Here is a 25,615-nt window from a genome sequence, read left to right as displayed (position 1 = left end):
GTGGCGGGCGGCAAGCACGCACCGGCCATTCATCCGACGAACGCATTCGGGGATCCAACGAAAACGCGGCATGACATTGCTGTCATGCCGCGTTGCGCGACCCGGTTCGCGCGGCTGACGATGCGTCGCCGCCGCGCGTTCGCGCCGGTTACTTCGGCAGTGCGCCCGTCACCGACTGAAGCAGCGTCGACACCGGTGCGAGCGGGTTGTTCGCCGAGCCGCCGCCCGGGTGCGACGCGCCCGACAGGCCCGGCACGGAACCGAGCGCCGTGCCCAGCGTGGTGCCGACCGCGTTGACGACCGCCGTCGTCGCATTGGTGCCCGTCGACAGCAGCGAGCCGGCCGCCTGCCCGAGCGCCGCCGGGCCGTTCGCGAGCGCCCCCGTCACCGAGCCAAGCGCACCGGTCAGCGCGCCTGCCGCGTTGCCGCCGCCGGCGCCCGACAGCGTACCGACGACCTGGTTCACGACGCCTTGCACCGGCGCGAGCGCGTTCGAGCCGCCGAGATTGCCAAGATTGCCGAGCGCGCCCGTCACCGAGTTGACCGCGTTGCTCAGCGCGCCCGCGGGGTTGCTGCCGCCGAGCGTGCCGACGACCTGGTTCACGACGCCCTGCACCGGCGCGAGCGGATTCGAGCCGCCGAGGTTGCCGAGCGCGCCCCGCACCGAGCCGAGCGCACCGGTGAGCGCGCCTGCCGCGTTGCCGCTCGTCGGCAGCGCGTTCTGCAGGCCGCCGACGAGGTTCGTGATCGGCGTGATCGGGCTGCCGCTGCCGGCGCCGGCACCGGACAGCGTGCCGACGACCTGATTCACGACACCCTGTACCGGCGCGAGCGGGTCCGACCCGCCGAGGTTGCCGAGCGTGCCGGTCAGCGAGTTCACCGCGCCCGTTATCGCGCCTGCCGGGTTATCGCTGCCCAGCGTGCCGGCGAGTTGCGTGACGGCGCCTTGCACCGGTGCGAGCGGATTCGATGTGCCGCCGGCGTTGCCGGGCGTCCCCGCGATCGTATTGACCGCGTTGCCCAGCCTGCCGGCCGGGTTGCCGCTGCCCGGCGTGCCCGTGACCTGATCGACGACGCTCTGGAGCGGCGCGATCGGGGTCGCGCTGCCGGCGGCGCCCAACGCGCCGGTGACGGTGCCCAGGACACCGGTCAGTGCATTTGCCGGATTGCTGCCGACGAGGTTGCCCAATGCGCCGGTCAGCGCGCGTGCCGGGTTGCCGCCGCCGAGCGGGCCCGTTACCTGATTCACCGCACCGTGAAGCGGCGCCAGCGGGTTCGTCGCGCCGCCGGCGTTACCCAGCGCGCTCGTTGCCGTGCCGAGTGCGTTGCTCAACGCGCCCGCCCCCGTATTCAGCGCGCCGCCCAACGCACCAGCCGGGTTGTTGCCGCCGAGCGCACCGGTCACCTGACTCGCAACGCCCTGCACCGGCGCGAGCGGCGTCACCGTGCCGCCACTGCCGCCAAGCGCGCCCGTCAGCCCGCTCACCGCACCCGACAGCGCCTGGCCGGGATTGCCGAGCGATGTCGGAACCGAACCCGATGCGCCCGTCACCACGGCAACCGAACCGAGCGGCGACGTGGCCGTCGCGACCAGCCCGACGGATACGTTGTTGGCCGGCGGATTGACGATCGCTTGCGGAATCGGCAGCGCACCGAGCGACTCGGCCATGGCCGCCCCCGAAGCGAGCCCGCCGAACGCCGTCGCGACCGACAACGCCATCCCCGTCAATTTGAGTTTTTGCCGCATCGCTACCCCGTCTCGGTTGGCACTCCGTTAATCCAGCATGGGGACCGATTGCACGAAGCGTGCCACCGCGACGAAGCGGATTCATTCGTTGGCTCATTGCAAGCCAATGACGGGTTTTTCAGGAATTTCCGGGCAAACGGGCGCGCCGGATCGGCTTGACCGTCCGACGAAGAAGGCGTGCGGAACGCCGATGTAACGTAACGCTTGCGAGGCTGCGGTAACGTGTTCCGGTACATGCCGGATTGCCCGGGCGGACTTCCCGTTCCGCTTTTCATCGCAATGGTGACTACATTGATGAATCGCGATTTCTGGATTTTTCTATTTCGCGATTTCTTTCCGCCCGATTACGCGGATCGTTTGCGCTCGCGCGTCAATCCAGTCGACCATCGCTCCGGCCGGCTCGACGAACAATCGTGGAGCCGCATGCGCGGCCGCCACGGTCCGGCGCGCTCAGCCGAAGCGCGCGGGGCGATACGGATGCGGATCGATGTAGGTCGGCGCGCCCGTCATCATTTCCGCGAGGAGCCGCCCGGTCGCGGGGCCGAGCGTGAGCCCGTGGTGGCAATGGCCGAACGCGAACCACAGATGACGATGGCGCGGCGCAGGCCCGATCACCGGCCGCATGTCGGGTGTACACGGCCGCATCCCGAGCCACGGCGCCGGGTCGAGACGCTCGCCGATGCCGAACGCGTCGCGCGCGAGCGGCTCCGCGCGCGCAAGCTGCACGCCGGTCGGCGGCGCGCCGCGCAGCGCGATCTCGACGCCGGTCGTGAGCCGCAGGCGGCCGCCTTCCATCGGCGCGACGACGAAACCTTCCTCGGTATCGCACACCGGCACGTTCAGCGGCGTGCGCGTCGGCCGGTAGTGCATGTGATAGCCGCGCTTCGCGCGCAGCGGAATCCGGTAGCCGAGCGGCGCGAACACGTGATCGGACCACGGCCCGAGCGCCACCACGACCGACTTCGCCGACACCGGACCGTGCGCGGTATCGACCTGCCAGCCGTCGCGCACCTGCGCCAGCGTCGTCGCGTCGCCGGACACGAACGTGCCGCCGTCGCGCTCGAACAGCCGCGCGTAGGCCTTCGTCAGCCCGCCCGGGCTCGACACGGTCTTCGGATCCTGCCAGTGGAAGGCGCCGCAGAAGGCATCGCCGATGCCGGGTTCGCGATCGCGCAGCGCACGTGCATCGAGCACACTCATGCGCAACCCGTGCGCGTCGGCCACGCGCTGCTGCGCGCGCGTTTCCGCGTCGAACAGCGCGGGCGAACGGAATGCCTCGATCCACCCGCCGTCGTGCACGAGCGGCTGCGCGTCGGTGCGCGCGAGCAACGCGTCGTGCTCGACGACGCTCGCCGCCACCAGCGGCAGCATGTCGCGCGCGGCGGCCGCGAGCCGTTGCGGCGACGATTCGCGCCAGAAGCGCGCGAGCCAGCCCGCATATGCGGGCAATGCTTTGTAGTCCCAATAGAGATCGACCGAGCGGTTGCGCGCGTAGCGCAGCAGCGTGCCGAGCCTGCGCGGGAACGCGTACGGCACGACCGACGAGCGCTCGATCAGCCCGGCATTGCCGTGGCTCGTTTCCTCGCCGGGCGCGCGCCGGTCGACGAGCGCGACACGCAGCCCGCGATCCTGCAGATGCAGCGCCGACGACACGCCGACGATGCCGGCCCCCAGAACGATGACGTCGAAATCCATGCTTTTCCGTACTGCGTCGAGATTCGGTGCGACGCGCACCGGCCCCGCGGCCGGCGCGCGGGGAGGCTTACTTCGCGACGATGTCGCGCTTGAAGTATTTCTGCGACAGCGCGCCGAGCGTGCCGTCCTTCTTCAGCGCATCGAGCGCGCCGACGATCTTCGCCTGCAGCGCCTTGTCGCCCTTGCGCATCCCGAAGCCGGTGCCTTCGCCGAGCGTCGCGGGATCCTTCAGCGGATCGCCGACGATCTGGTAATCGCGCCCGGCCGGCTTGTCGAGGAAACCGTCCTGCGCGGTCTGCGCTTCCTGCACGGCCGCGTCGAGACGGCCGGCGGCGAGATCCGCGTAGATCTGGTCCTGATCCTGATACGACACGACGGCGACGCCCGCGTTGGCCCAGTGCGCCTTCAGGAAATCCTCCTGCGACGACCCCTGCAGCACGCCGACGTGCTTGCCGCGCAGGCTCGCCGCATCCGGCCGCAGCGGCGAGCCGCGCCGCGCGACCATCACGATCGGCACCACGTAGATCGCCGGCGTGAAGTCGATGCTCTGCTTGCGCTTCGCGGTGATGTTCATCGCCGAATTGATCGCGTCGAACTTGCGCGCCTGCAACGCCGGAATCAGCCCGTCGAACGCGTTCTCGACCCACACGCACTTCATGTTCAGCTTCGCGCACACCGCGTTGCCGATGTCGACGTCGAAACCCTGCAACTGGCCGGCCGGCGTCTTGCTCTCGAACGGCGGGTAGGCGGCTTCGATCCCGAAGCGCAGCGTGGTCTGTTCCGCGTGGGCCGTGACGGCCGCGCACGCAAGCGCCGCGACGGCGCAAAGGGAAAGCTTCCAGTTCATGACGGAGATCCTTCGGTTCTGGATTGAGGCGATGAAGACCGGTCGCATGGCGCCGTGCGGCGGCACGCTGGTCTGCACGTCAAATATAGACTCTTAGTCTACTATAGACTATAGGGGATACGATAATCCGGACCGGGGTGCTGCCTGTCGAAATACTGCAGGGTGCAAAGAATGCCGTTGATTTGTCGATGTTTTTCCAAAAACTGCCGGAACCCTCCCGTCCCGAAAAGAAAAACTCACCCGACTTTTTTGTCTATATTAGACTTTTAATCCATCACGAACATCGCCGGACGCCGTCTTTCGAGACTGCGTTGTCCGGCTCCCGACCGGAGAAGTGCCATGACGCAACCCGCCCCGACCCTGCCGCTGACCGTCGACGAAGCCGCGGTGCGCGCGGCGCTGCCATCGCTCGACGTGCTCGGCACGCTGCGCCGCATGTTCGCGTCGCTCGCGTCGGCCCGCGCGGTGCAGCCGCCGCAAACCCTCACGCTGTTCCCGGAACAGGCCGGCGACTTCATCACGTACCTCGGCGCGCTCGCCGACGAACAGGTGTTCGGCGCGAAGCTGTCGCCGTACATCGTGACCGGCGGCAAACCCGACGGGAAACCGATCGTCACCGCATGGACCGCGCTGATGTCGATGCGCACCGGCCAGCCGCTGATGTGGTGCGACGCCGGGCTGCTGACGGTCGAGCGCACGGCCGGCACGACCGCGCTCGCGGTCGACTGCCTCGCGCCGCGCGATGCGCGCCGGCTCGCCGTGATCGGCACGGGCGCGGTCGGCCTCGCGCATCTGCGCCACACCGCGGGCTTGCGCGACTGGGCATCGATCAGCGTCCATTCGCCGGCGCTCGCCGGCGACGCCGCGCTGCAGGCGACGCTCGCGCGGATCGATCCGCGCGCGCAGCCGGCCGCGAGCATCGAAGCGTGCGTGCGCGACGCGGACGTCGTCATGCTCTGCACGTCGTCGGGCACGCCGGTGCTCGCCGACGGCATGCTCACGCGCCCCGCGCTCGTCACGTCGATCAGCACCAACGTCGCGCGCGCACACGAAATCCCGCCCGCATGGCTGCCCGGCATGGACGTGTACTGCGACTACCGGCAGACGACGCCCGCGAGCGCGGGCGAGATGCAGCTCGCGGCGGCCGAACACGGCTGGTCGCCCGAGCGGATCGTCGGCGACCTGCCCGCGCTCGTCGCCGGCAGTTGCGCGGCGCCGTCGCGCACGCGTCACGCGTTCTTCCGCTCGATCGGCCTCGGACTCGAGGACATCGCGATCGCGCACGCGCTGTACACGCAGCTGACGCGCGCATGAGCGTCACGCGCACGCGGGGCCGATACAATGGCGCAACCGCCGCGGCGGCGGCGCGTGCGCGCACGGACATGCCGGCCAACGGCACGCCGGCGCGCCGCGCCGACGCACCGCCCGGCCCCCGCTCACCCGAGATGGCGATTCCGATGCGCAAGAAGCAATCCCCCGTCAAAGACCTGCTGCTCACCCGCTACGCACCGATCGCCGACGGCATCGCGGCGCTGTTCTTCCCGTACGCGGAAGTCGTGATCCACGACCTGCACGACCAGACCGTGCTGTATCTCGCGAACAACCTGTCGAAGCGCGAGGTCGGCGACGACTCGGCGCTCGAGGAAATCGATCATTCGGCGCGCGAGCGCGTGATCGGCCCGTACGAGAAGCTGAACTGGGACGGACGGCGCATGCGCTGCGTGAGCAACGTGCTGTTCGACGACGAAGGCCACCCGGCCGGGATGATGTGCATCAACTTCAACATCGCGGTGTTCGACGACGTCCGCACGACGCTCGACGTGTTCATCAAGGGCGCGGGCGTCGTCGCGCAGCCCGACGAGCTGTTCCGCGACGACTGGCAGGAGCGCATCAACACGTTCCTGCACGGCTGGCTGCGCGAGCGTCAGGTCGGCCTGAACGGGCTCACGCGCGAGCATCGGCGCGAGCTCGTCGAGGCGCTGCATGCGGAAGGCGCGTTCCGCGGCAAGAGCGCCGCGAACTATGTCGCGAACGTGCTCGGGATGGGCCGCGCGACCGTCTACAAGCACCTGAAGCATCTGAAGGAAGCGCAGGACGACGCGTAAGCCGGCAAGCCGCGCGTCGCACCGGCGCGCGCCGGATACCGCCTGCCCGCGCGGGCAGTGTCGGGCAACGCGGCCGCGCCGCGCCCCAGCCTCGAAGCCGGAAAGTGATATAGTTTCAGTTACACTTTTTCTGCTGCCCGGAGTTCCGATGCCGACCACCGCTGCCCCGACTGCCCGCCTGCCCCTGACCGTCGAAATCTGGTCCGACCTGATCTGCCCGTGGTGCTGGATCGGCAAGCGCCGCTTCGACGAGGCGCTCGCCGCGTTCGCGCACGCCGAGCACGTCGAGGTCGTGCTGCGCGCGTACCGGCTGATGCCGGGCCATCCGGTCGAACCGGTCGAGGCGATGCTCGCGGGCAAGTACCGGATGTCGTCCGCGCAGGTCGACCAGATGCTGCGCCAGGTGACCGACGCGGCCGCGAGCGTCGGGCTCGACTACGACCTGCCCGGCACGCTCGCCGGCGACACGTTCGACGCTCACCGGCTCGTGAAGCTCGCGCAAGCGACGGGGCGCGCGCATGCGCTGACCGAGCGGCTGTACCGCGCGTATTTCTGCGAACACGGCTCGCTGTTCGACCACGCGGCACTGCTCGATTTCGCGGTCGAAGCCGGGCTGGAGCGCGCGGCTGCCGAAGCGGTGCTGCGCAGCGACGCCTACCGCGACGAAGTCGAGGCCGACATCGCGCTCGCCGAGCAGATCGGCGGACGCGGCGTGCCGCTGTTCGTGTTCGACGGCCGCTACGCGGTGTCGGGCGCGCAACCGGCGGACGTGTTCGCGCAGGCGCTCGACCAGGCATGGCGCGACGGCGGCATCGTCGAGCTGACCGGCGACGCCGCCGCCTGCGGCCCGGACGGCTGCGAACTGCCGCCGCGCGGATAACAACCCGGCGCCCGGCGCGCGCCACGCCGTCGTGCGAAGCGCGCCCGTCACTACGCGTCGCTGCTGCCACAAACCGGCAGGAAGCGCGCGCGAATGACGTCTACAATGCAGCCTTTCAAATACCTATCACAAAGAAGGCTGCAAGCCCATGACCCACGGGATTCACGGCGAGAAGCGCTGGTACGCGCTGATCGTCCTCTGCCTCGGCGTGCTGATGATCGTGCTCGACAGCACGATCGTAAACGTTGCGCTGCCGTCGATCAGCACCGATCTCCATTTCACCGAGACGGCCCTCGTGTGGGTCGTCAACGCGTACCTGCTGACGTTCGGCGGCTGCCTGCTGCTCGGCGGCCGGCTCGGCGACCTGTACGGCCAGCGGCGCATGTTCCTCGCGGGCCTGGTCGTGTTCACGCTTGCATCGCTCGCATGCGGCCTCGCGCAATCGCAGACGATGCTGATCGCCGCGCGCGCGGTGCAGGGCTTCGGCGGCGCGATCGTGTCGGCCGTGTCGCTGTCGCTGATCATGAACCTGTTCACCGAGCCCGGCGAACGGGCGCGCGCGATGGGCGTCTACGGCTTCGTGTGCGCGGGCGGCGGCAGCATCGGCGTGCTGCTCGGCGGGCTGCTGACGAGCACGCTGTCGTGGCACTGGATCTTCCTCGTCAACCTGCCGATCGGCATCGCGGTCTATGCGATGTGCGTCGCGCTGCTGCCGCGCATGCGCGCGCCCGCCGACGCCGCGAGGCTTGACGTCGCGGGCGCGATCACCGTCACCGCGTCGCTGATGCTCGCGGTCTACGGGATCGTCGGCGGCAACGAGGCCGGCTGGCTGTCGACGCAGACCGTCGTGCTGATCGGCGCGGCCGTCGCGCTGCTCGCGCTGTTCATCGCGATCGAGGCGCGCGTCGCGCATCCGCTGATGCCGCTCACGCTGTTCGCCGCGCGCAACGTCGCGCTCGCGAACGTGATCGGCGTGCTGTGGGCGGCCGCGCTGTTCGCGTGGTTCTTCCTGTCCGCGCTCTACATGCAGCGCGTGCTCGGCTACGGGCCGCTGCAGGTCGGCCTCGCGTTCCTGCCCGCGAACCTGATCATGGCGGCGTTCTCGCTCGGGCTGTCCGCGCGGATCGTGATGCGCTTCGGCATCCGCGGCCCGATCGCCGCCGGCCTGCTGATCGCGGCGTGCGGCCTCGCGCTGTTCGCGCGCGCGCCGGCGGACGGCGGCTTCGTCTGGCACGTGCTGCCCGGCATGACGCTGCTCGGCATCGGTGCGGGCGTCGCGTTCAATCCGGTGCTGCTGGCCGCGATGAACGACGTCGATCCGGCCGATTCCGGGCTCGCGTCAGGGATCGTCAACACCGCATTCATGATGGGCGGCGCGCTCGGCCTGGCCGTGCTGGCGAGCCTTGCGGCCGCGCGCAGCGACGCGCTGGCTGCCGCCCATGCCGCGCCGCTCGAGGCGCTGAACGGCGGCTACCACGCCGCGTTCGCGGTGGGCGCGGCGTTCGCCGCTGCCGCCGGGCTGCTCGGCCTCGCGCTGCGCATCCGTCGCCAGGATGCGGTCGCCGGCGTCGGCCCCGCGATGCACTGACGGCCGGCCGGGACACGCGCCGCCGCGCCCCCGGCCTCGCCCGCTGTTCCGTACGGCCCTGCCCCGCCGCCCGATAGCCGGCCAGCGGCACGTGCGTCGCCCTTCGGGCCCGACACACGTTCAAACGACCGTTTCACGCACGACGAACCGCCCGCCCGGCGGGCTTCTCCGGCCGATTTTTAACGTAGTCGTACACCGAAGCGCCACTTTTGCGACAATGGCAGACTTTGACGCGCGCGCAGCAGCCGCGCGCCGCCGCCGAACGCCGCATAACCGCCTGCTTCCGATGTCGCTTCCCCATATCGATCTGCTGTACTCCCTGTCCGGCCTGTTCGTCGGCATTCTCGTCGGCCTGACCGGCGTCGGCGGCGGTTCGCTGATGACGCCGATCCTCGTGCTGCTGTTCGGCGTCCATCCCGCGACGGCAGTCGGCACCGACCTGCTGTACGCGGCCGCGACCAAGGGCACCGGCACGCTCGTCCACGGGCTGAAGGGGTCGATCGACTGGCGCATCACCGGCCGGCTCGCGGCGGGCAGCGTCCCGGCCGCGGCCATTACGCTGTGGGCGATGCATACGCACGGGATGAATGCGCCGGGCACCGCGCGGGTGATCCAGCTGGTGCTCGGCGTCGCGCTGCTGCTCACGTCGCTCGCGTTGATCTTCCGGCCGCAGCTCACCGCGCTCGCCGCACGCAATCCGCTCGCCCCCAGCCCCGCGCGCACGCTGTGGTCGACCGTGCTGACCGGCGTCGTGCTCGGCGTGCTCGTGTCGATGACGTCGGTCGGCGCCGGCGCGATCGGCGTCACCGTGCTGCTGCTGCTGTACCCGACGCTCGCGACCACCCGCATCGTCGGGTCCGACATCGCGCACGCGGTGCCGCTCACGCTCGTCGCGGGCATGGGCCACTGGCTGCTCGGTTCGGTCGACTGGTCGATGCTGCTGTCGCTGCTGCTCGGCTCGCTGCCCGGCATCGTGCTCGGCAGCCTGCTGTCGGCGCGTGCGCCGGAGCGCCTGCTGCGCAACCTGCTCGCCGCGACGCTCGTCGCGGTCGGCGTGCGGCTCGTGCTCGCCTGAACGCCCGAACGCAACCGCCCGTTTCTCCGCCGCCAGCGTTTCGTCATCAACGGCCCGCGCATCGTCTGCCGGGCATTCGTCCGATCAAATAAAACAGCCCGACCGGCCTGCGCCGATCGGGCTGTCGTCCATCCGGGGCATCGCACACCCGCGCCGCCCGGCACGAGGCCGGGCCGCACGGATCGCTGCGCGACGCTTACCGCCCCTGCTGCTGCAGTTGCTGCTGCTTGAGCTGCTGCGTGCGCGCCTGCAGCTTCAGCACGCGTTGCAGCGCGCTCCGGTTCGCGAGGATGCCGTCGTAGAAGCTGCCGAGGTCGCCCTTCAGCGCGGTGCGCGACGCGTCGTTCAGATAGATCATGTGGCCCGACGGGTAGTTCTTGATCGTCAGGTTCTGCGCCTTGAGCGTCGGATCGAGCGGCATCTGCTCGAGCGTCAGCTCGGTCTGGTGGAACGGCGTGACCGCGTCGAAGTAGCCGTTCGCCGACATCACCTTCAGGTCCGGGTTCACGCTCATCGTCGCCGCCAGGTCGCCGGCCGTGTACAGCGTATTGCCGCCGCCCTTGTTCGCGCCGGTCGGGTCGGTGTGGCTGAAGTCCCAGTTGTTGAAGACCTGGTCGTTCAGGTCCACGAACGACGACGTCGACGTGTACTTGAGGTCGGTGTTGATGTAGCTGTTCCACAGCACCGTGTACGCGCCGCCGACGTTCGTGATCGACGGATCGTTGCTGCCCGAGTTCGGCAGGATGTACGGCGCGATGCCCTTGCCCGTGTAGTTCGCGCGACCGTCGTACTGGCCGATCTGCGTGCCCGGCACGAGCGTCAGGAAGAACGTGTACGGCGGGTTGTCGTCCGACGACGGCACGTTGCCGAGCGCGGCCGGGTTGCCGAAGGTCTGGATCAGCGACGTCGGATCGGTGCCGATGTACGAGCCCATCTGCTGCGCGGTCTGCAGGTTCAGGTTCAGCCGCACATTCAGGAAGCCGCCGTCCTGCGGGTTCGGCTTCTGCGCGAGCGGCGCGAGCGTGTTGTCCGCGTAGTTGCGAGCCTGGATCATGTACGCGTCGAGATCGGTCGGCGTCGGGTTGAGCGTCGTCTTCTTCCAGTAGAACGCATCGGCCGCGAGCGTCGGGAACGTGCCCGGCGCGGACAGCGCATTCGCATAGTCGAGGATCGACGACTGCAGCGTGATCCCGTTCAGGTCGATGCCGTCCTCGTGCAGCACCCACGACACGACCGCGCTGCGCGCCGTGCCGTACGACTCGCCGTACAGGAACTTCGGCGAATTCCAGCGCGAGTACTTGGTCAGGTAGCGCTGGATGAAGCGGTCGATCGAGCGCGCGTCCTGGTCGGTGCCCCAGAAATCCTTGTTCTTCGCCGGGGCGATCGCCGCCGAGTAGCCGGTACCGACCGGGTTGATGAACACGAGGTCGGTGCGGTCGAGCAGGCTGTCCGGGTTGTCGAGCAGCTTGTACGGGGCCGGCGGCGTGAAGTTCGGGAACGACGACTGCAGGCGCTTCGGCCCGAACGAACCGAGCAGCAGGTAGACCGACGACGAGCCGGGGCCGCCGTTGTAGAAGAACGTGACCGGGCGCGGCTTCGACGGATCCGGGTTGTCCTGCGTGTACGCGACGTAGAACATCTTCGCGTTCGGCGCCGACGTGGTCGGGTCGATGGTGGTCAGGTGGCCGGTGGTAGCCGTGTACTTGATGGTCTTGCCGCCGATCCCGACCTGGCGGTGCACGACCGCCGCGCCTTCGGTCGAGTCCGTGACCGCATCGTCGGGCCCGGTGCCGTACACGTCGTTGTCGACGTACGGCTGGTCGGCCGCGGCCGCCGTTGCGTCGGCGCTGGCCGACGTGCTGCCGTTCGACGTCGTCGCGGCCGCCGCGGAGGTCGCGGCGGACGGCCCTGATCCGTCGTCGCCGCCGCACCCCGTGACGAGCAGCGCCGCCGCCGCGGCTGCGGCGAGCGGCACGCCCAGTGTCGTTCCAAATAGCGCGAAACCGTCTTTCAAGGACTTCAGTGTCGTCATTATTGCCTCTCGAACAGAACGATAAATACCGCCGACCGCAAAGGATCATTTGCGCCGGCGCTCCGCACCGGAATGCATTCGTTATGCGACGCACCCCGAGTTTTTTACCGGATCAGCGAATACCGTCCGGCATGATTTACCCCACCCATATTTCGCGACTGCGCAATGGAATCCATTCCATTGCGAACGACAATTCAATAATCCGCAGCAATACGGATTCAGGCGGCAATCCGTACGCGCCATAAAGCAAACGGCAAAAACCTCCCCCGCAAAGCCCGCCAGACAAGGCGGCCTCGCTTCGAACAGACGAACGATCCCCGTCGACGAGCGGCCGGCCAATCGCAAAACAACGGCCAGTCGCTGCTCGAATCGACTTAATAAAATCGAAAGGATCGGTTAATTATGCGGAAAGGATTATTGTCTCTCGGTAATTTATTAAATTAAGTGAAAATATCGGCGCATATTAGATTCCGGGTTTTCCGCCGTAAAGTAATAATTTGTTACAGGGCAAGCCATTCGGATAAAAAATCGAGCGGAACCGATTCCGGACGCTGAAAAGAAAAAAGCCGGACGACTGTCCGGCTTCGGGCGTGCGGCGCGCCGGGCGCCGTCAGAGCGGCACGTCGATCGTGCCGGCGCCGGCGGTGATCGCGTTCGCGCCGGGCGACGACGAGATCGGCGGCAGGTTCGCGCTCGTCAGCGCGGGCGCGGCGCCCGGCGTGCCGCCGCGCGGCACCGTGCGGATCACCTGCGACGGCGGCAGCGGCGCGCCGTTCTTCAAGTGCCGCCACATCAGGTTCAGCGCCTGCAGGTTGTAGTAGTGAACCGGCACGAAGCGCGTGTCGAAGCCCGCCACCGGCAGGAACGCGTCGAAGTGCTGGCCGTTCGTCACCTCGTAGAACACGAGCTGGCTGCGGCCGCCTTCGCTGATGCCGTTTTGCGCGACGTACGCGCGCGACGCATGGTTCACCGGCACGAGCGCGTCGCTGCGGCCCTGCACGATGATCGCCGGCTTGCCCTGCAGGTTCGCGTTCACGCGCACCGCGTCGACGTTCGCGGGCATGTCGAGCATCCCGTTGGTCCACAGCTGGCGCAGGCACAGCGCGCCCGCGAAGCTCGCGTCGGGCGTCGCGAGCCGGTGATCGATGCCCGCGCCGGTGTTGAACACGAGATCGATGCCGGCCGTCGGCGGCACGCCGTTGCCGAGGCCGAACACGGCCGGCATCGGCGACGCCGCGGGCGGCGCGACCGCGCCCGTCGCCGCGCTGGTGGTCGCGAAGCTGAAATTGCACAGGTTGTCGGTCGCGCGCGAGCGCGTGTACGCATTCGCATAGGTGACCGCGATCGCCGGAATCGCCTGCGAATCCCACATCGGCGCGTGCAGCAGGTCGGAATCGGCGAGATAGCCGGCCGCGTGCAGTTGCGCGAGCGCGTCGGCGGCCTGGCTCGGCGTATCGGCGCCCGACACGAGCCCCGCCGCCGCGAGCGTCGCGCAGCGCTGCGTGCGGATCGACTGCGTGGTGGCGAGCGGCAGCGCGCTCAGGTACGGCTCGCCGGCGAGCGACGCCGATGCGGCCGCGCACGGCTGCAGCAGGTTCGCGAGCGTCGCGTAATCGGCCAGCGGCCGGCCGAACGACGGCACCGGCTGGCCGCCTTCGCGCACGAGCGCGTTCGCCGCCATCCGCACGTTGATCTGCGGCTCGCCGACCACGATCGCCGTGATCCAGCGGCGCGTGTCCTGCTCGGCCGCCGCGAGCGCGGCGCCACCGCCGTTGCTGACGGATGCGGCGATCGTCGTGATGTCGCCCGGATGGTAGCGCACGCCGCGATGCGAGCTGTCGAGCAGCGGCCCGAACCGTTCGTTGAGCGCCCAGTAAGCGAATTCGACCGACTGCAGCGTCGCACGGCCCCAGTCCTGCTCGGGATTTTGCTGCGAATGCGCGTGCTTGAACGCGTAGCGGTTCGGAAAGCGGCTGTTGTATGTGGCGAGATCGCCGCTCGTCACGTTGGCGGTGAAGAGGCTGGCGTTGCCGGCCAGCACCGCGTTGGCGAGCGTGCCGTCGATCAGCGTGATCGTGTCGGTGCCGAGCTCGTGCGCGCCGTTGCCGCCGCCCTTGTCGTTGTACGCCACGGCGCAGCCGCGCTTGAGCCCCCATTCGCCGGCCGCCGAAATCGCGCCGTACACGCCGCGCGAGCCCGACGACGTCGCCGTGACGATGCACGGCTGCGCGGGATCGAAGCTCGCGGGCACCTGCACGAGCAGCGTCACGTTCTTGCGGCCGCTGCCGTCGTCGGCGTACGCGAGATATTCGGTGCCGGGGATCCTGCCTTCGCCGAGCGTGTCGTTGCCGTCGAGGTCGACGTTCGGCCCCCAGAAGCGGCCGTAGCCGCCGTTGACGCTCATGTCGACGAGCGCGCGGTAGTTCGACCAGATCGCGACCCGGCGCAGTTCGGCGCCCGTCGGCCGCGACGGATTCGCGAATGCCGGTGCGGTGGCGGCGGCGAGGCCCGTCTTGCCGAGGCCGGCCGTCAGCAGGTCGTCGCTCGCGCCGTCATAGGCGGTCGTGCGCACGCTGCCGGACACGAAGCCGGGCAACCGGTTGCGTTCGCCCGAATCGTCGCCGTTGCAGGCGCCGAGCATCGTCGCCGCGGCCAGCGCCGCGCCGAGAAGAATCCGACTGCCCCACCCGTGCGTCGTCATTGCCGCCCTCTCGATCTCGTCATGGGTCCGCCGCCGCGTCGTGCGCGGCTCGCGGCCTTTGAAGCGCAAACGGGCCCCGGTATGCCGGGGCCCGCCTGCAAGCGGGCGCGGACGGCGCTGGCGCGCCGCCGCCCGGCGTCATTGCTGCTGGACCGTCAGCTTGTTCGTGACCGACGTCACGCCCTTCACGCCCTTGGCCGCGGCTTCCGCCTTGTCGATCTGTGCCTGATCGGGCACCGTGCCCTCCAGCGTGATCGCCCCGCCCTTCGAGCGGACGACGAGGTTCGCCACGTTCACGCCGCCATCCTTCGTAATCGCCTTGCGCACCGCGTAGCCCAGCTTGCGGTTCGCCTTCTTCGCGGTCTTGGCTGCCGCTTTCGGCGAGCTCGTCGCCGCGGCCGGCGCTTCGGTGGCCGCCGCATCGCTCGACTGCGCGTAGACGCTGCCCGTCAAACAGGCCGCCACGGCCGCAACACCCAACGCTCTCAACACGATCGACTTCATGCTATCTCCTTGTGACTCCGGAACGGCCGTGCACAGTACGGCCGGAAACCCCCAAAGGCAGCCGGCCCGCGCGCAAACGGGCGGGACGGCCGATGATTTCCACGGCGATGCGAGAGAGGCGACACGGGCCGGCGACCGGCGCGCGCGAATGCGGGCCGGCCGGGCCGGACAGCCGCCGGCCGGACGCGCCCGGTCTCATTGCGTGCCGGGTCGCGCGCGAATCGGGCGCGGCTGCGTCGCACAATGTAATCCAGCGCCCGCCGAAGCGCAAAGCTTTTGACGCGCGCCCGCCCGCCGACGTGGGCGCACAGCCGCGCCGCGGCGCCCGGCTCGCGCACGCGCGGCGAAACCGGGTACCATCGCCGCCAGAACGTGCACCGCGTGCATCGTCGGTGACGGTCGCCATCGATGCGTCACACCCGTGTCATCCGCCGATTCCATGAAGCCTGCCCGCCCTCGCCCGCCACGCCGCATCCTCGCCCGCTTCGTCGCGGTGTCGTGGCGCGATCTCGCCCTGTCGATCGGCCCTACCGTGCTGCTCGCCGCGGCGGCCGTCTGGCTCGCGGTCAAGCTGATCCAGCCCGCGCCGCCGTCCACCCTCGTGATTTCGTCCGGGCCGCCCGGCAGCACGTACTGGAACGCCGCGCAGAAATACAAGACGATCCTCGCGAAAAACGGCATCACGCTCGACGTCGAGTCGTCCGAAGGATCCGCGCAGAACCTCGCGCGGCTGTCGAACCCGAACGCGCCGGTCGACGTGGGCTTCGTGCAGAGCGGCATCGGCCCGAAGGAGCGCGACGAACAGCTGGTGTCGCTCGGCAGCATCGGCTACGTGCCGCTCGCGATCATGTACCGCGGCCCGATCGTCGCGCGCCTGTCCGATTTCAAGGGCAAGCGGCTCGCGCTCGGCTCGGAAGGCAGCGGCGCGCGCGAGCTGAGCCTCGCGCTGCTGAAGATGAACGGCATCGTGCCGGGCGGTTCGACCGAACTGCTGCCGACCGCCGGCGAAGACGCCGCGACCGAACTGCTCGACGGCAAAATCGACGCCGCGTTCCTGTCCGGCGACTCGACACAGATCCCGGTGATGGCGAAGCTGTTCCGCGCGCCCGGCGTGCACGTGTACTCGTTCACGCAGGCCGAAGCGTACGCGCGGCGTTTCCCGTACCTGACCGCGATCACGCTGCCGATGGGCGTCTACGATCTCGGCCGCAACCTGCCGCCCGCCGACATCCATACGGTCGCACCGACGATCGAGCTGGTCGCGCGCGACACGCTGCATCCGGCGCTGTCCGACCTGCTGATCGAGGCCGCGCGCGAAGTGCACGGCCACGCGACGATCCTCCAGCACGCGGGCGAATTCCCGTCGCCGATCACGCGCGGCTTCCCGCTGTCGGACGATGCGGCGCGCTACTACAAGTCGGGCAAGACCTTCCTGTACCGGCGCCTGCCGTTCTGGGTCGCGAGTCTCGTCGACCGGCTGCTCGTCGTGGTGGTGCCGCTGATCGTCGTGCTGATTCCGGGGCTGCGGCTCGTGCCGTCGCTGTACGGCTGGCGCGTGCGCTCGCGCATCTACCGCTGGTACGGCGCGCTGATCGCGCTCGAGCGCAGCGCGCTCGGCGAGCATACGGCCGAGGAACGCGTCGCGCTGCTCGACGAGCTCGACGACATCGAGGAAGCCGTGAACCGGATGAAGATGCCGCTCGCGTATGCGGGACAGTTCTATGTGCTGCGCGAGCACATCGGCTTCGTGCGCGAGCGGCTCACCGCGCAAGATCGCGACACGACGGCAGACACGCCCGGCGCCGACACCGGCGACACGTCGCCGCCGGCCGGCGCGCCCCCTCGGGCGACTCCCGGTTCCGCATGAGCGGACGATCCGCGATCATTGCTGCATCCGCGCGCCACCGCGTAACATGAAGGCCGCCGCCAGGCGCGCACGCCCCACCCTCTGGAGATCCGCCCATGACAACCGGCCTCGACACTGCCCAGCCTGCCTGGTTCTTCGACTTCGTGTCGCCGTTCTCCTACCTGCTGCTCGAACAACACGACAAATGGCCGGACGTGCCGTTCGAACCCGTCGCCGTGTCGCTGCCCGACCTGCAACGTCACTGGGGGCAGCGCTCGAGCGCGGACGTCCCGGCCAAACGCGTGTTCACGTACCGTCACGCGCTGTTTCGCGCCGAACAGCTCGGCATCCGCTTCAAGATGCCGCCCGCGCATCCGTTCGATTCCGACAAGGTGCTGCGCCTCGCGATCGCGCTGCGCGCCGACATCGCGACCGTGCGCGAAATGTTCCGCTTCATCTGGCGCGACGGCAACGATCCGTCGACGCCGGACGGGTTCGCCGCGCTGTGCGAGCGCGTCGGCGTCGGGCACGGCGACGAACTGATCGAATTCGAGGAAACGAGTGCGCAACTGCGCCGCAACACCGACGACGCGATCGCGCTCGGCGTGTTCGGCGTGCCGACTTTCTGGATGAACAAGCAGCTGTTCTGGGGCGAGGACGCGCTGCCGATGGTGCTGTACTGCGCGCGCACGCCGAACTGGCTCGAGTCGCGCGAGGTCAAGCGGATCAGCACGCTGCCGAAGGGCCGTGCGTGATGGCCGGTATCACGCACGGCAACGCGCGGCTGCGGTAAGGTTACGCATCCCCGAATCGACCCGTACCGATGGAAGACGACGACCGTACCGCCTCGCTCGATATCTGGCTCGTGCGCGTATTGCGCACGCTGCTGCTCGAGCGCAGCGTCACGCAAGCCGCGCTGCGGCTGAACCAGACCCAGCCCGCGATCAGCACCGCGCTGCGCAAGCTGCGCGAAACGCTGAACGACCCGATTCTCGTGCGCGGCAAATCCGGGATGGTGCCGACCGAATACGGCGCATCGCTGCTCGGCGCGGCGTCGCGCGCGCTGCGCGAAGTCGACTTCATCGCGACGCCGCACGGCGACTTCGATCCGTCGTCCGCGCGGCGCACGTTCCGCGTCGCCGCGCCCGACTACCTGAACGACTTCTTCATGCCGACGCTGATCGAGCGCTTTCGCGACGCGGCGCCACATGCGCATCTGGAAATCGATTCGCTGAATCCCGCGCTCGATCACGCGGGCGCGCTCGAATCGGGCGCGCTCGATCTCGTGATCGGCAACTGGCCGAAACCCGACCCGCACTTCGCGCGCCAGGACCTGTTCTCCGACACGATCGTGTGCCTGATGCGCGACGCGCATCCGCTCGCGCGCGCGCCGCTCACACGCGAAGCGTACGCATCGGCCGCGCACGTGGCGCCGACGCCGTACACCGGCGACAAACGCAACGCGATCGAAATCGGCCTCGCGCGCGCCCGTCTCACGCGGCGAATCGTGACGACGCTGCCGTACTTCGGGATCGTGCCGCAGGTGCTGCTGCAATCGGACCTGATCTTCACGACGACGCGCCGCTTCGCGACGCACTATGCGCAACTGCTGCCGCTCGTCGTCGTCACGCCGCCGGTGCCGTTTCCGCGCATCAAGAGCTACCTGCTCACGCATCCGCAACCGGATCGCCCGACCGATATCGCGTGGCTGTGCGCGCTGATGCAGAGCGTGTCCGACGAACTGACGGCGCAGCGCGGCCGCAAGCGCTGACACACACGGCCGCACGGGCCTTCGCCTTCAGCCCGCGCGGCTCGCTCACGCCGCGCAGGTCGTTTCCTGCAGATGGGTCCAGCGCACGACGCCTGCCGCGTCGCGCGCGAACACGGCCGTCGCGCGACGCGCGGGCAGCTCGCCCGATGCCGCACGCTGCGCCTCGAAATAGGTGAGCACCGCATGCGACGCATCGGCCGCGAGCACGCGGATTTCCGACAACGTGATGCGCAGCCCGGGCTTCACGCCGCCGAGCGTCGCGAACAGCGCATGCGTGCCGTCGCGATCGAGCGCGCGACCATCGGTCATGATCATCGTGAAATCGTCGGAGAACGGCGCGATCAGCACGTCGAGCGCTGCGGATGACGTGTCGACGCCGGCTAGCCAGCGTTCGATGACGACGAGGCTCGTATCGAGCGCGTCGAGATAGACCTGATGATCGGACATGGTGCCTGCATGAAAAAATGCGCGGCCCCATGCCGCGCATTCCGTGCAGTGTATGCAAAAACGCGCGCGGGCGCGTCGCGCAGGCGCTTATCGCGTGCAGCTCACGTCGTCGCGCAGGCGGCCCGCCGCGGCCGCCTTCACATCGGCGACCGGCGTGCCCGAGCGCGCCTGCAGCAGTTCCGCGCAGACGGCCACCGCGATCGCACCCGGTGCCTTGTCGACGATGCCCGCGACCCCGATCGGGCACACCATCTCCGTGAGCCTGACCGGATCGACGCCGCGCGCCGCGAGCCGGCGTTCGAACTTCACGCGCTTGGTGCGCGAGCCGATCATCCCGAAGTACGCGAAGTCGCGCCGCCGCATGATCTGCGCGGCGAGCGAGAAGTCGAGCGCGTGGTTGTGCGTCATCACGAGGAAGTACGTGCCGGGCGGCGCCGCGTCGACGACGGCCTCCGGCGTGTCGGTCGGCTCCGGCTGCACGTTCGGCGGACATTCGTCCGGGAACAGTTCGTCGCGCGTGTCGACCCACTGCACGACGCACGGCAATGCGCCGAGCAGCGTGACGAGCGCGTGACCGACGTGCCCCGCGCCGAACAGCACGATGTGCATCGGCGGCGGCGCGGCGCTCGCGCGGTTGCGCCGGCCGGTGCCTTGCGCGAACGCGTAGTCCGATGTGCTTGCGCACGCGCCGTCGCACCCGGCGACGGGCGCATGCGACGCGGCACGCAGCGAGCGGGCGGGCCCGTTCATGTCGGACTCCGCCGGGCCGCCCCGCAGGCATGGAAATCGGCGTTCGAGAGACGGGGGGACTGCGCCCCCCCGGGCGAACACAGTGAGCGTGGGGGTCGTTTCATCTCAGCCTGCCCGCGCGGCGCTCGCCGCACGCACCGCACACACCGCGCGCAGGATCGACTCGCCGGTGGCCGGCGCGTCGAGCGGCGGATTCACCCGGTAGTCGCCGACCGCAGCCACGGCATCGCGCACCGCGAAGAACACCGAGAACGGCAGCAGCAGCGGCGGCTCGCCGACGGCCTTCGAACGGTGGATGCTGTCCTCGACGTTGCGGTTCTGGAACAGCCGCACGTTGAACTCGGGCGGCGTGTCGTTGACGGTCGGGATCTTGTAGGTGGACGGCGCATGCGTCATCAGCTTGCCGCCCGCGTTCCACCACAGCTCCTCGGTCGTGAGCCAGCCCATCCCCTGGATGAACGCGCCTTCGACCTGGCCGATGTCGAGCGCCGGGTTCAGCGACGCGCCGACGTCGTGCAGCGCATCGACGCGCAGCGTGCGCATTTCGCCGGTCAGCGTGTCGATCACGACTTCCGACACGGCCGCGCCGTACGAGTAGTAGTAGAACGGCCGGCCCTGCAGCTTCGACTGATCCCAGTACAGCTTCGGCGTCGCGTAGAAACCGTCCGACCACAGCTGCACGCGCGCGAGATATGCCTTCGCGATCACCTCGCCGAACGGCACGCTCGTGCCGCCGACCCACACGAAATCGTTGCCGAACTTCACGTCGGCCGCATCGACCTTGCCGTCGCCGAACTGCTTCGCGGCGAACACCGCGAGGCGCTCGCGCAGCTGGCGCGCCGCATCCTGCGCGGCCTTGCCGTTCAGGTCCGAACCCGTCGACGCCGCGGTGGCGGACGTGTTCGCGACCTTGCTCGTGTCGGTCGCCGTCACGCGAATCCGGCCGAAGCGGATGCCGAGCTCGTGCGCGACGACCTGCGCGACCTTGGTGTTGAGCCCCTGCCCCATCTCCGTGCCGCCGTGGTTCACGAGCACCGAGCCGTCGGTATAGATGTGCACCAGCGCGCCGGCCTGGTTGAAGTGCGTGACGTTGAACGCGATGCCGAACTTCACCGGCGTGAGCGCGATGCCCTTCTTCAGCACCGTGTTGCGCGCGTTGAATTCGCGCACGCCCGCGCGCCGCGCGCGGTAGCCGCTCGTCGTTTCGAGCTCGCCGAGCAGCTCCTGCAGCACGTTGTCCTCGACCGTCTGGCCGTAAGGCGTCACGTTGCGTTCCGTCTTGCCGTACAGGTTCGCGTAGCGCACGTCGAGCGGATCGCGGTCGAGCGAACGCGCGACGTCGTCGAGAATGTACTCGATCGCGAACGCGCCCTGCGGGCCGCCGAAGCCGCGGAACGCGGTGTTCGACTGCGTGTTGGTCTTGCCGCAATAGCCGGCGATGTCGACGTCGCCGAGCCAGTACGCGTTGTCGAAGTGGCACACCGCGCGCGTCATCACCGGGCCCGACAGGTCGGCCGAGAAGCCGCAGCGCGACGTCATGTCGAGCGCGACGCCGTCGAGGCGGCCGTCGTCGTCGTAGCCGACGTCGAAGCGGTAATGGAAGTCGTGGCGCTTGCCGGTGATCATCATGTCGTCGTCGCGGTCCGGGCGCAGCTTCACCGGGCACAGCAGCTTCCACGCGGCGAGCGCCGCGCAGCAGGCGAACAGGCCCGACTGCGATTCCTTGCCGCCGAACCCGCCGCCCATCCGGCGGCATTCGACCAGCACGTTGTGCGACGCGACGCCGAGCACGTGCGCGACGAGGTGCTGCATTTCGCTCGGGTGCTGCGTCGAGCAGTACACGTGCATCCCGTCGTCGTCCTTCGGCACCGCGTACGCGATCTGCCCTTCCAGGTAGAACTGCTCCTGGCCGCCGAGCAGCATCTCGCCCGACTCGCGGTGCGGCGCGGCGGCAAGCCGCGCGGCCGCGTCGCCGCGCGCGAGCTTCAGCGGCGGGATCACGTAGGTTTCGGCCTTGCGCGCCTCTTGCGCGGTCAGGATCGCGGGCAGCTCTTCGTAGTCGACCTGCGCGCGGCGCGCGGCAAGCCGCGCGGTTTCATGCGACGTCGCGACGACGATGAACATCGGCTGGCCGACGAACTGCACGATGCCTTTGGCCAGCACCGGGTCGTCGTGGATGATCGGGCCGCAGTCGTTGACGCCGGGAATGTCGTCGGCCGTGAACACGGCGACCACGCCGGGCGTCGCGCGCACCGCGTCGAAGTTCATCGACACGATCCGCGCGTGCGGCTTCGCCGACAATCCGAGCGCCGCGTGCAGCGTGCCGGCGACGATCGGAATGTCGTCGGTGTAGGTCGCGCGTCCGCTCACGTGCAGGTGGGCGGATTCGTGTGCGCGTGACACGTGCACCTGCGCGGCGTCTGCCTGCGGATCGAGGGTGCTCAGGAACGGTTCTGCTTGCTGGTTCATGTTCGGTGTTCTCCCTCGTCAGACGCGCGCCGCGTCGCTGGCAACTTCGGCGGCCACTTCACGCACGCTCAGCGCCTGCGGCGGCAGCGGATCGTGCGGGCGCGTCTCCAGCCAGAACCGGATCATCAGGTTCTTCGCGGTATCGAGGCGATACGCGCTCGTCGCACGCATGTCGGACAGCGGCTGGTAGTCGCGCTCGAGCGCCTGCATCGCGGCCTGCGCGGTGGCTTCGTGCCACTGCGCGCCGTCGAGCACGGCTTCCGTGTGGGTCGCGCGCTTCGGCGTCGCGGCCATCCCGCCGAACGCGATGCGCGGCTCGCGCACCAGGTCGCCGTCCGCGATGAACGCGAACGCCGCGCACACGGCCGAGATGTCGGAGTCGAACCGCTTCGACAGCTTGTAGGTGCGGAACTGCAGCTTCGCGCGCGCGCCGGTGCGGGTCGGCACCTTCACGCCGATGACGAATTCGTGCGGCGCCATGTCCTTTTGCTGATAGCCCGTGTAGAGCGCTTCGAGCGGCAGCTCGCGCACCGTGTCGCCGCCGCGCAGCACGACCCGCGCGCCGAGCGCGATCAGGCCGGGCATCGAGTCGCCGATCGGCGAGCCATTCGCGACGTTGCCGCCGATCGTCCCCGCGTTGCGGATCGGCAGCGACGCGAAGCGCTTCCACATCTCGGTCAGCTCCGGATACGTGCCGGCAAGTGCCGCGTACGCCTTTTCGACCGTCACGCCCGCGCCGATCTCGATCCAGTCGTCGCCGTGCACGACCTGCTGCAACTCGGCGATCTGGCCGACGTAGATCAGGTCGTCGAGCCGGCGCATCTGCTTGGTGACCCACAGGCCGATGTCGGTGCTGCCGGCGAGGATCCGCGCGGCGGGGCGCTCGACCTTCAGCGCGGCCAGCGCGTCGAGCGTGCGCGGCGCCGCGAATTGCGCGCCGTCGGCCGTCGTGTAGGCGAACGTGTCGTCGCGCTTGAGCGACGCGAGCGTGCGGGCGAGCACGGCCGTGTCGACCGTCGCCGACGGCTGCGGCGCACCTTCGCCGGTCGCGTCGAACATGCGCACCGCCGCGTCGACGATCGGCCGGTAGCCGGTGCAGCGGCACAGGTTGCCGGTCAGCGCATCGGCGATCTCGGTGCGCGTCGGCACGTCCTTCGCCTTCGCGCACGCGCTGCCGCAGCCTTCGTGGCCATGCTTCTCGTACAGCGCCCACATCGACATCACGAAGCCGGGCGTGCAGAACCCGCATTGCGAGCCATGGCAATCGACCATCGCCTGCTGCACCGGATGCAGCGAACCGTCCGGCTGGCGCAGGTCTTCCACCGTCAGCAACGCACGGCCGTCGAGCGTCGGCAGGAACTGGATGCACGCGTTGACGGCCTTGAACGCGACCGTGCCCGCGTCGGTCAGCTCGCCGACGACGACCGTGCACGCGCCGCAGTCGCCTTCCGCGCAGCCTTCCTTGGTGCCGGTGCAGTGCGCGTCCTCGCGCAGATACTGCAGCACGGTGCGGGTGACGTCCGCGCCGCTGACTTCGCGGACTGCGTGACGATGGTAGAAGCGGATCGGCTCACTCATGTCTCTATCATTCTTCAAGTGGGGGCAAGGCGGCCTGCGCTCAGCGCTCGACCGACGTCTTTCTGACAGTTTGCACGCTATCACCATCAAATTCCGCAACCCATAGCCCATCACGCATGAGGCCCATATAACTGCCGCGATATGCGCGCCGGGGCCGCCGGGCGCGCCCGCCGCGCGTTGCCCCGCCTGGTTTTCACGCGCGTCCGCATGGGTCCGCCACCGATCTGTCGCCGATTAAAACGGGCCTTCATTAACTAAACGGTACATGCAGCAAAACCGGTTCCATGGGAAAATCCCGATTCCGTTTTTCGCCGCCTTCCGTTTCGTTTCGCTCATTCGTTCAGACCCCATGTCCACCGATTCCGCCACACCGCCGCGCAGCGGGTTCGCCGTCACGCTGCAAATCGTGTCCGTCGTCTGCTTCACGTTCATCTGCTACCTGACCATCGGCTTGCCGCTCGCGGTGCTGCCGGGCTTCGTCCATGACGACCTCGGTTTTTCCGCGATCGTCGCGGGCGGCGCGATCAGCGTCCAGTATTTCGCGACGCTCGCGTCCCGGCCGCTCGCCGGGCGCTTCGCCGATACGCTCGGCCCGAAGCAGACGGTGCTGCGCGGGCTGATCGGCTGCGGCATCTCGGGCGTGCTGCTGCTCGTCGCGCTGCTGCTGGCGCACTGGCCGGTCGGGAGTCTCGTGCTGCTGGTCGCGAGCCGGCTCGTGCTCGGCGTCGGCGAGAGCCTGTGCGGCACGGGTGCGATCCTGTGGGGCATCGGCCGGGTCGGTGTCACGCACAACGCGAAGGTGATCTCGTGGAACGGCATCGCCACCTATGGCGCGCTCGCACTCGGCGCGCCGGTCGGCGTCGCGATCGCGCATACGCTGAATCCGGCGCTGATCGGCGTGATCGTGATCGCGCTCGCCGCGATCGGCTTCTATCTCGCGCGCATGATCGATTCCGTGCCGCTCGTGCACGGCGAACGGATGTCGTATGCGAGCGTGTTCACCCGCGTGCTGCCGCACGGCCTCGGCCTCGCGCTCGGCTCGGCCGGCTTCGGCTCGATCGCGACCTTCGTCACGCTGTACTACGCGGCGCGCCACTGGCCGAACGCCGCGCTGTCGCTGACCGTGTTCGGCACGTTGTTCATCGGCGCGCGCCTGCTGTTCGCGAACACGATCAAGACGTACGGCGGCTTCCGCGTCGCGATCGTGTCGTTCGCATTCGAATGCTCGGGCCTCGTGCTGCTGTGGCTCGCGCCCGTGCCGCACGTCGCGCTCATCGGCGCCGCGCTGACCGGTTTCGGCTTCGCGCTGATCTTCCCGGCGCTCGGCGTCGAGGCCGTCGCGCTGGTGCCGCCGGCGAGCCGCGGCGCGGCGCTCTCCGCGTATTCGGTGTTCCTCGACCTGTCGCTCGGCATCACGGGCCCGCTCGCCGGCTATGTCGCCGGCGCGTTCGGCTATCCGCAGGTGTTCCTGTTCGCGGCCGTGGCCGCGGCGGCCGGCGTGGCGCTGTCGATGGTGCTGTACCAGCGGCAGGCGCGGGTCGAGGGGAGCGGCGCGGCGGCTTGAGCCGCGTCGCCACGGA

General features: G+C 69.2%; 19 protein-coding genes. 9 read left to right on the top strand and 10 right to left on the bottom strand.

Going from position 1 to position 25,615, the window contains the following annotated elements; genetic code table 11:
* Positions 1-148: 148 nt before the first annotated feature.
* The 3 genes from DCN14_RS18460 to DCN14_RS18450 all read right to left on the bottom strand — a co-directional run bounded on the left by DCN14_RS18460 (position 149) and on the right by DCN14_RS18450 (position 4,289).
* Complete coding sequence (locus DCN14_RS18460) at positions 149-1,747, bottom strand: hypothetical protein (protein WP_096504869.1); 1,599 nt, start codon at positions 1,745-1,747, stop codon at positions 149-151.
* A gap of 450 nt (positions 1,748-2,197) precedes the next feature.
* On the bottom strand, positions 2,198-3,442 hold the full coding sequence (locus DCN14_RS18455; RefSeq protein ID WP_096504871.1) for an FAD-binding oxidoreductase: 1,245 nt from the start codon (positions 3,440-3,442) through the stop codon (positions 2,198-2,200).
* Between the two features lie 67 nt (positions 3,443-3,509).
* Positions 3,510-4,289 carry an ABC transporter substrate-binding protein gene (locus DCN14_RS18450; protein WP_096504873.1) on the bottom strand — a complete coding sequence of 260 codons (780 nt, stop codon included), beginning with the start codon at positions 4,287-4,289 and terminating at the stop codon, positions 3,510-3,512.
* A 339-nt stretch (positions 4,290-4,628) separates the two neighbouring features.
* Here DCN14_RS18450 and DCN14_RS18445 point away from each other — a divergent pair, with 339 nt between their 5' ends.
* From DCN14_RS18445 to DCN14_RS18425, 5 genes are all read left to right on the top strand, one after another.
* Positions 4,629-5,603 carry an ornithine cyclodeaminase family protein gene (locus tag DCN14_RS18445; protein WP_096504875.1) on the top strand — a complete coding sequence of 325 codons (975 nt, stop codon included), beginning with the start codon at positions 4,629-4,631 and terminating at the stop codon, positions 5,601-5,603.
* Complete coding sequence (locus tag DCN14_RS18440) at positions 5,600-6,394, top strand: PAS domain-containing protein (RefSeq protein ID WP_096504877.1); 795 nt, start codon at positions 5,600-5,602, stop codon at positions 6,392-6,394. Before DCN14_RS18445 ends, DCN14_RS18440 begins: the two co-directional genes overlap by 4 nt.
* 148 nt (positions 6,395-6,542) lie before the next feature.
* On the top strand, positions 6,543-7,274 hold the full coding sequence (locus DCN14_RS18435; protein WP_096504879.1) for a DsbA family oxidoreductase: 732 nt from the start codon (positions 6,543-6,545) through the stop codon (positions 7,272-7,274).
* 148 nt (positions 7,275-7,422) lie between these two features.
* On the top strand, positions 7,423-8,862 hold the full coding sequence (locus DCN14_RS18430) for a DHA2 family efflux MFS transporter permease subunit (protein WP_096504881.1): 1,440 nt from the start codon (positions 7,423-7,425) through the stop codon (positions 8,860-8,862).
* A 286-nt stretch (positions 8,863-9,148) separates the two neighbouring features.
* The gene (locus DCN14_RS18425) at positions 9,149-9,937 is read left to right on the top strand and encodes a sulfite exporter TauE/SafE family protein (protein ID WP_096505111.1); all 789 of its coding nucleotides are present in this window, start codon (positions 9,149-9,151) and stop codon (positions 9,935-9,937) included.
* Positions 9,938-10,133: 196 nt separating this feature from the next.
* On the opposite strand, the gene DCN14_RS18420 is transcribed toward DCN14_RS18425, so the two are convergent.
* From DCN14_RS18420 to DCN14_RS18405, 3 genes are all read right to left on the bottom strand, one after another.
* Positions 10,134-11,969, bottom strand: coding sequence for a peptidase S1 (locus DCN14_RS18420; protein WP_096504883.1), 1,836 nt, complete (start codon positions 11,967-11,969; stop codon positions 10,134-10,136).
* 610 nt (positions 11,970-12,579) lie between these two features.
* Positions 12,580-14,670 carry a D-(-)-3-hydroxybutyrate oligomer hydrolase gene (locus tag DCN14_RS18410; RefSeq protein ID WP_096504885.1) on the bottom strand — a complete coding sequence of 697 codons (2,091 nt, stop codon included), beginning with the start codon at positions 14,668-14,670 and terminating at the stop codon, positions 12,580-12,582.
* Positions 14,671-14,808: 138 nt separating this feature from the next.
* Positions 14,809-15,174 carry a BON domain-containing protein gene (locus DCN14_RS18405; protein WP_096504887.1) on the bottom strand — a complete coding sequence of 122 codons (366 nt, stop codon included), beginning with the start codon at positions 15,172-15,174 and terminating at the stop codon, positions 14,809-14,811.
* A 439-nt stretch (positions 15,175-15,613) separates the two neighbouring features.
* Here DCN14_RS18405 and DCN14_RS18400 point away from each other — a divergent pair, with 439 nt between their 5' ends.
* The 3 genes from DCN14_RS18400 to DCN14_RS18390 all read left to right on the top strand — a co-directional run bounded on the left by DCN14_RS18400 (position 15,614) and on the right by DCN14_RS18390 (position 18,791).
* A complete protein-coding gene (locus DCN14_RS18400) occupies positions 15,614-17,041 on the top strand; it encodes a TAXI family TRAP transporter solute-binding subunit (protein WP_096504889.1) in 1,428 nt (475 codons plus the stop codon).
* A 95-nt stretch (positions 17,042-17,136) separates the two neighbouring features.
* The gene (locus DCN14_RS18395; RefSeq protein ID WP_096504891.1) at positions 17,137-17,775 is read left to right on the top strand and encodes a 2-hydroxychromene-2-carboxylate isomerase; all 639 of its coding nucleotides are present in this window, start codon (positions 17,137-17,139) and stop codon (positions 17,773-17,775) included.
* Positions 17,776-17,843: 68 nt separating this feature from the next.
* Positions 17,844-18,791: a LysR family transcriptional regulator gene (locus tag DCN14_RS18390; RefSeq protein WP_096504893.1), complete on the top strand. Its 948-nt coding sequence runs from the start codon at positions 17,844-17,846 to the stop codon at positions 18,789-18,791.
* 45 nt (positions 18,792-18,836) lie between these two features.
* Here DCN14_RS18390 and DCN14_RS18385 read toward each other — a convergent pair whose 3' ends face one another.
* The 4 genes from DCN14_RS18385 to xdhA all read right to left on the bottom strand — a co-directional run bounded on the left by DCN14_RS18385 (position 18,837) and on the right by xdhA (position 24,035).
* Positions 18,837-19,238, bottom strand: a complete 402-nt coding sequence (locus tag DCN14_RS18385) for a polyketide cyclase (RefSeq protein WP_096504895.1) — start codon at positions 19,236-19,238, stop codon at positions 18,837-18,839.
* Positions 19,239-19,325: 87 nt separating this feature from the next.
* A complete protein-coding gene (gene xdhC / locus DCN14_RS18380) occupies positions 19,326-19,988 on the bottom strand; it encodes a xanthine dehydrogenase accessory protein XdhC (protein ID WP_096504897.1) in 663 nt (220 codons plus the stop codon).
* Between the two features lie 105 nt (positions 19,989-20,093).
* Positions 20,094-22,457, bottom strand: coding sequence for a xanthine dehydrogenase molybdopterin binding subunit (xdhB, locus tag DCN14_RS18375; RefSeq protein WP_096504899.1), 2,364 nt, complete (start codon positions 22,455-22,457; stop codon positions 20,094-20,096).
* Between the two features lie 18 nt (positions 22,458-22,475).
* Complete coding sequence (xdhA, locus tag DCN14_RS18370; protein ID WP_096504901.1) at positions 22,476-24,035, bottom strand: xanthine dehydrogenase small subunit; 1,560 nt, start codon at positions 24,033-24,035, stop codon at positions 22,476-22,478.
* Positions 24,036-24,384: 349 nt separating this feature from the next.
* On the opposite strand from xdhA, the gene DCN14_RS18365 reads away from it, so the two are divergent.
* Positions 24,385-25,599, top strand: coding sequence for an MFS transporter (locus DCN14_RS18365; protein WP_096504903.1), 1,215 nt, complete (start codon positions 24,385-24,387; stop codon positions 25,597-25,599).
* Positions 25,600-25,615: the final 16 nt, after the last annotated feature.

The organism is Burkholderia sp. IDO3, from assembly GCF_003366075.1.
GTDB classification, from domain to species: Bacteria; Pseudomonadota; Gammaproteobacteria; order Burkholderiales; family Burkholderiaceae; genus Burkholderia; species Burkholderia anthina.
The sequence above is the reverse complement of the archived record's forward strand: the minus strand, read 5'-3'. Positions and strand labels throughout refer to the sequence as shown.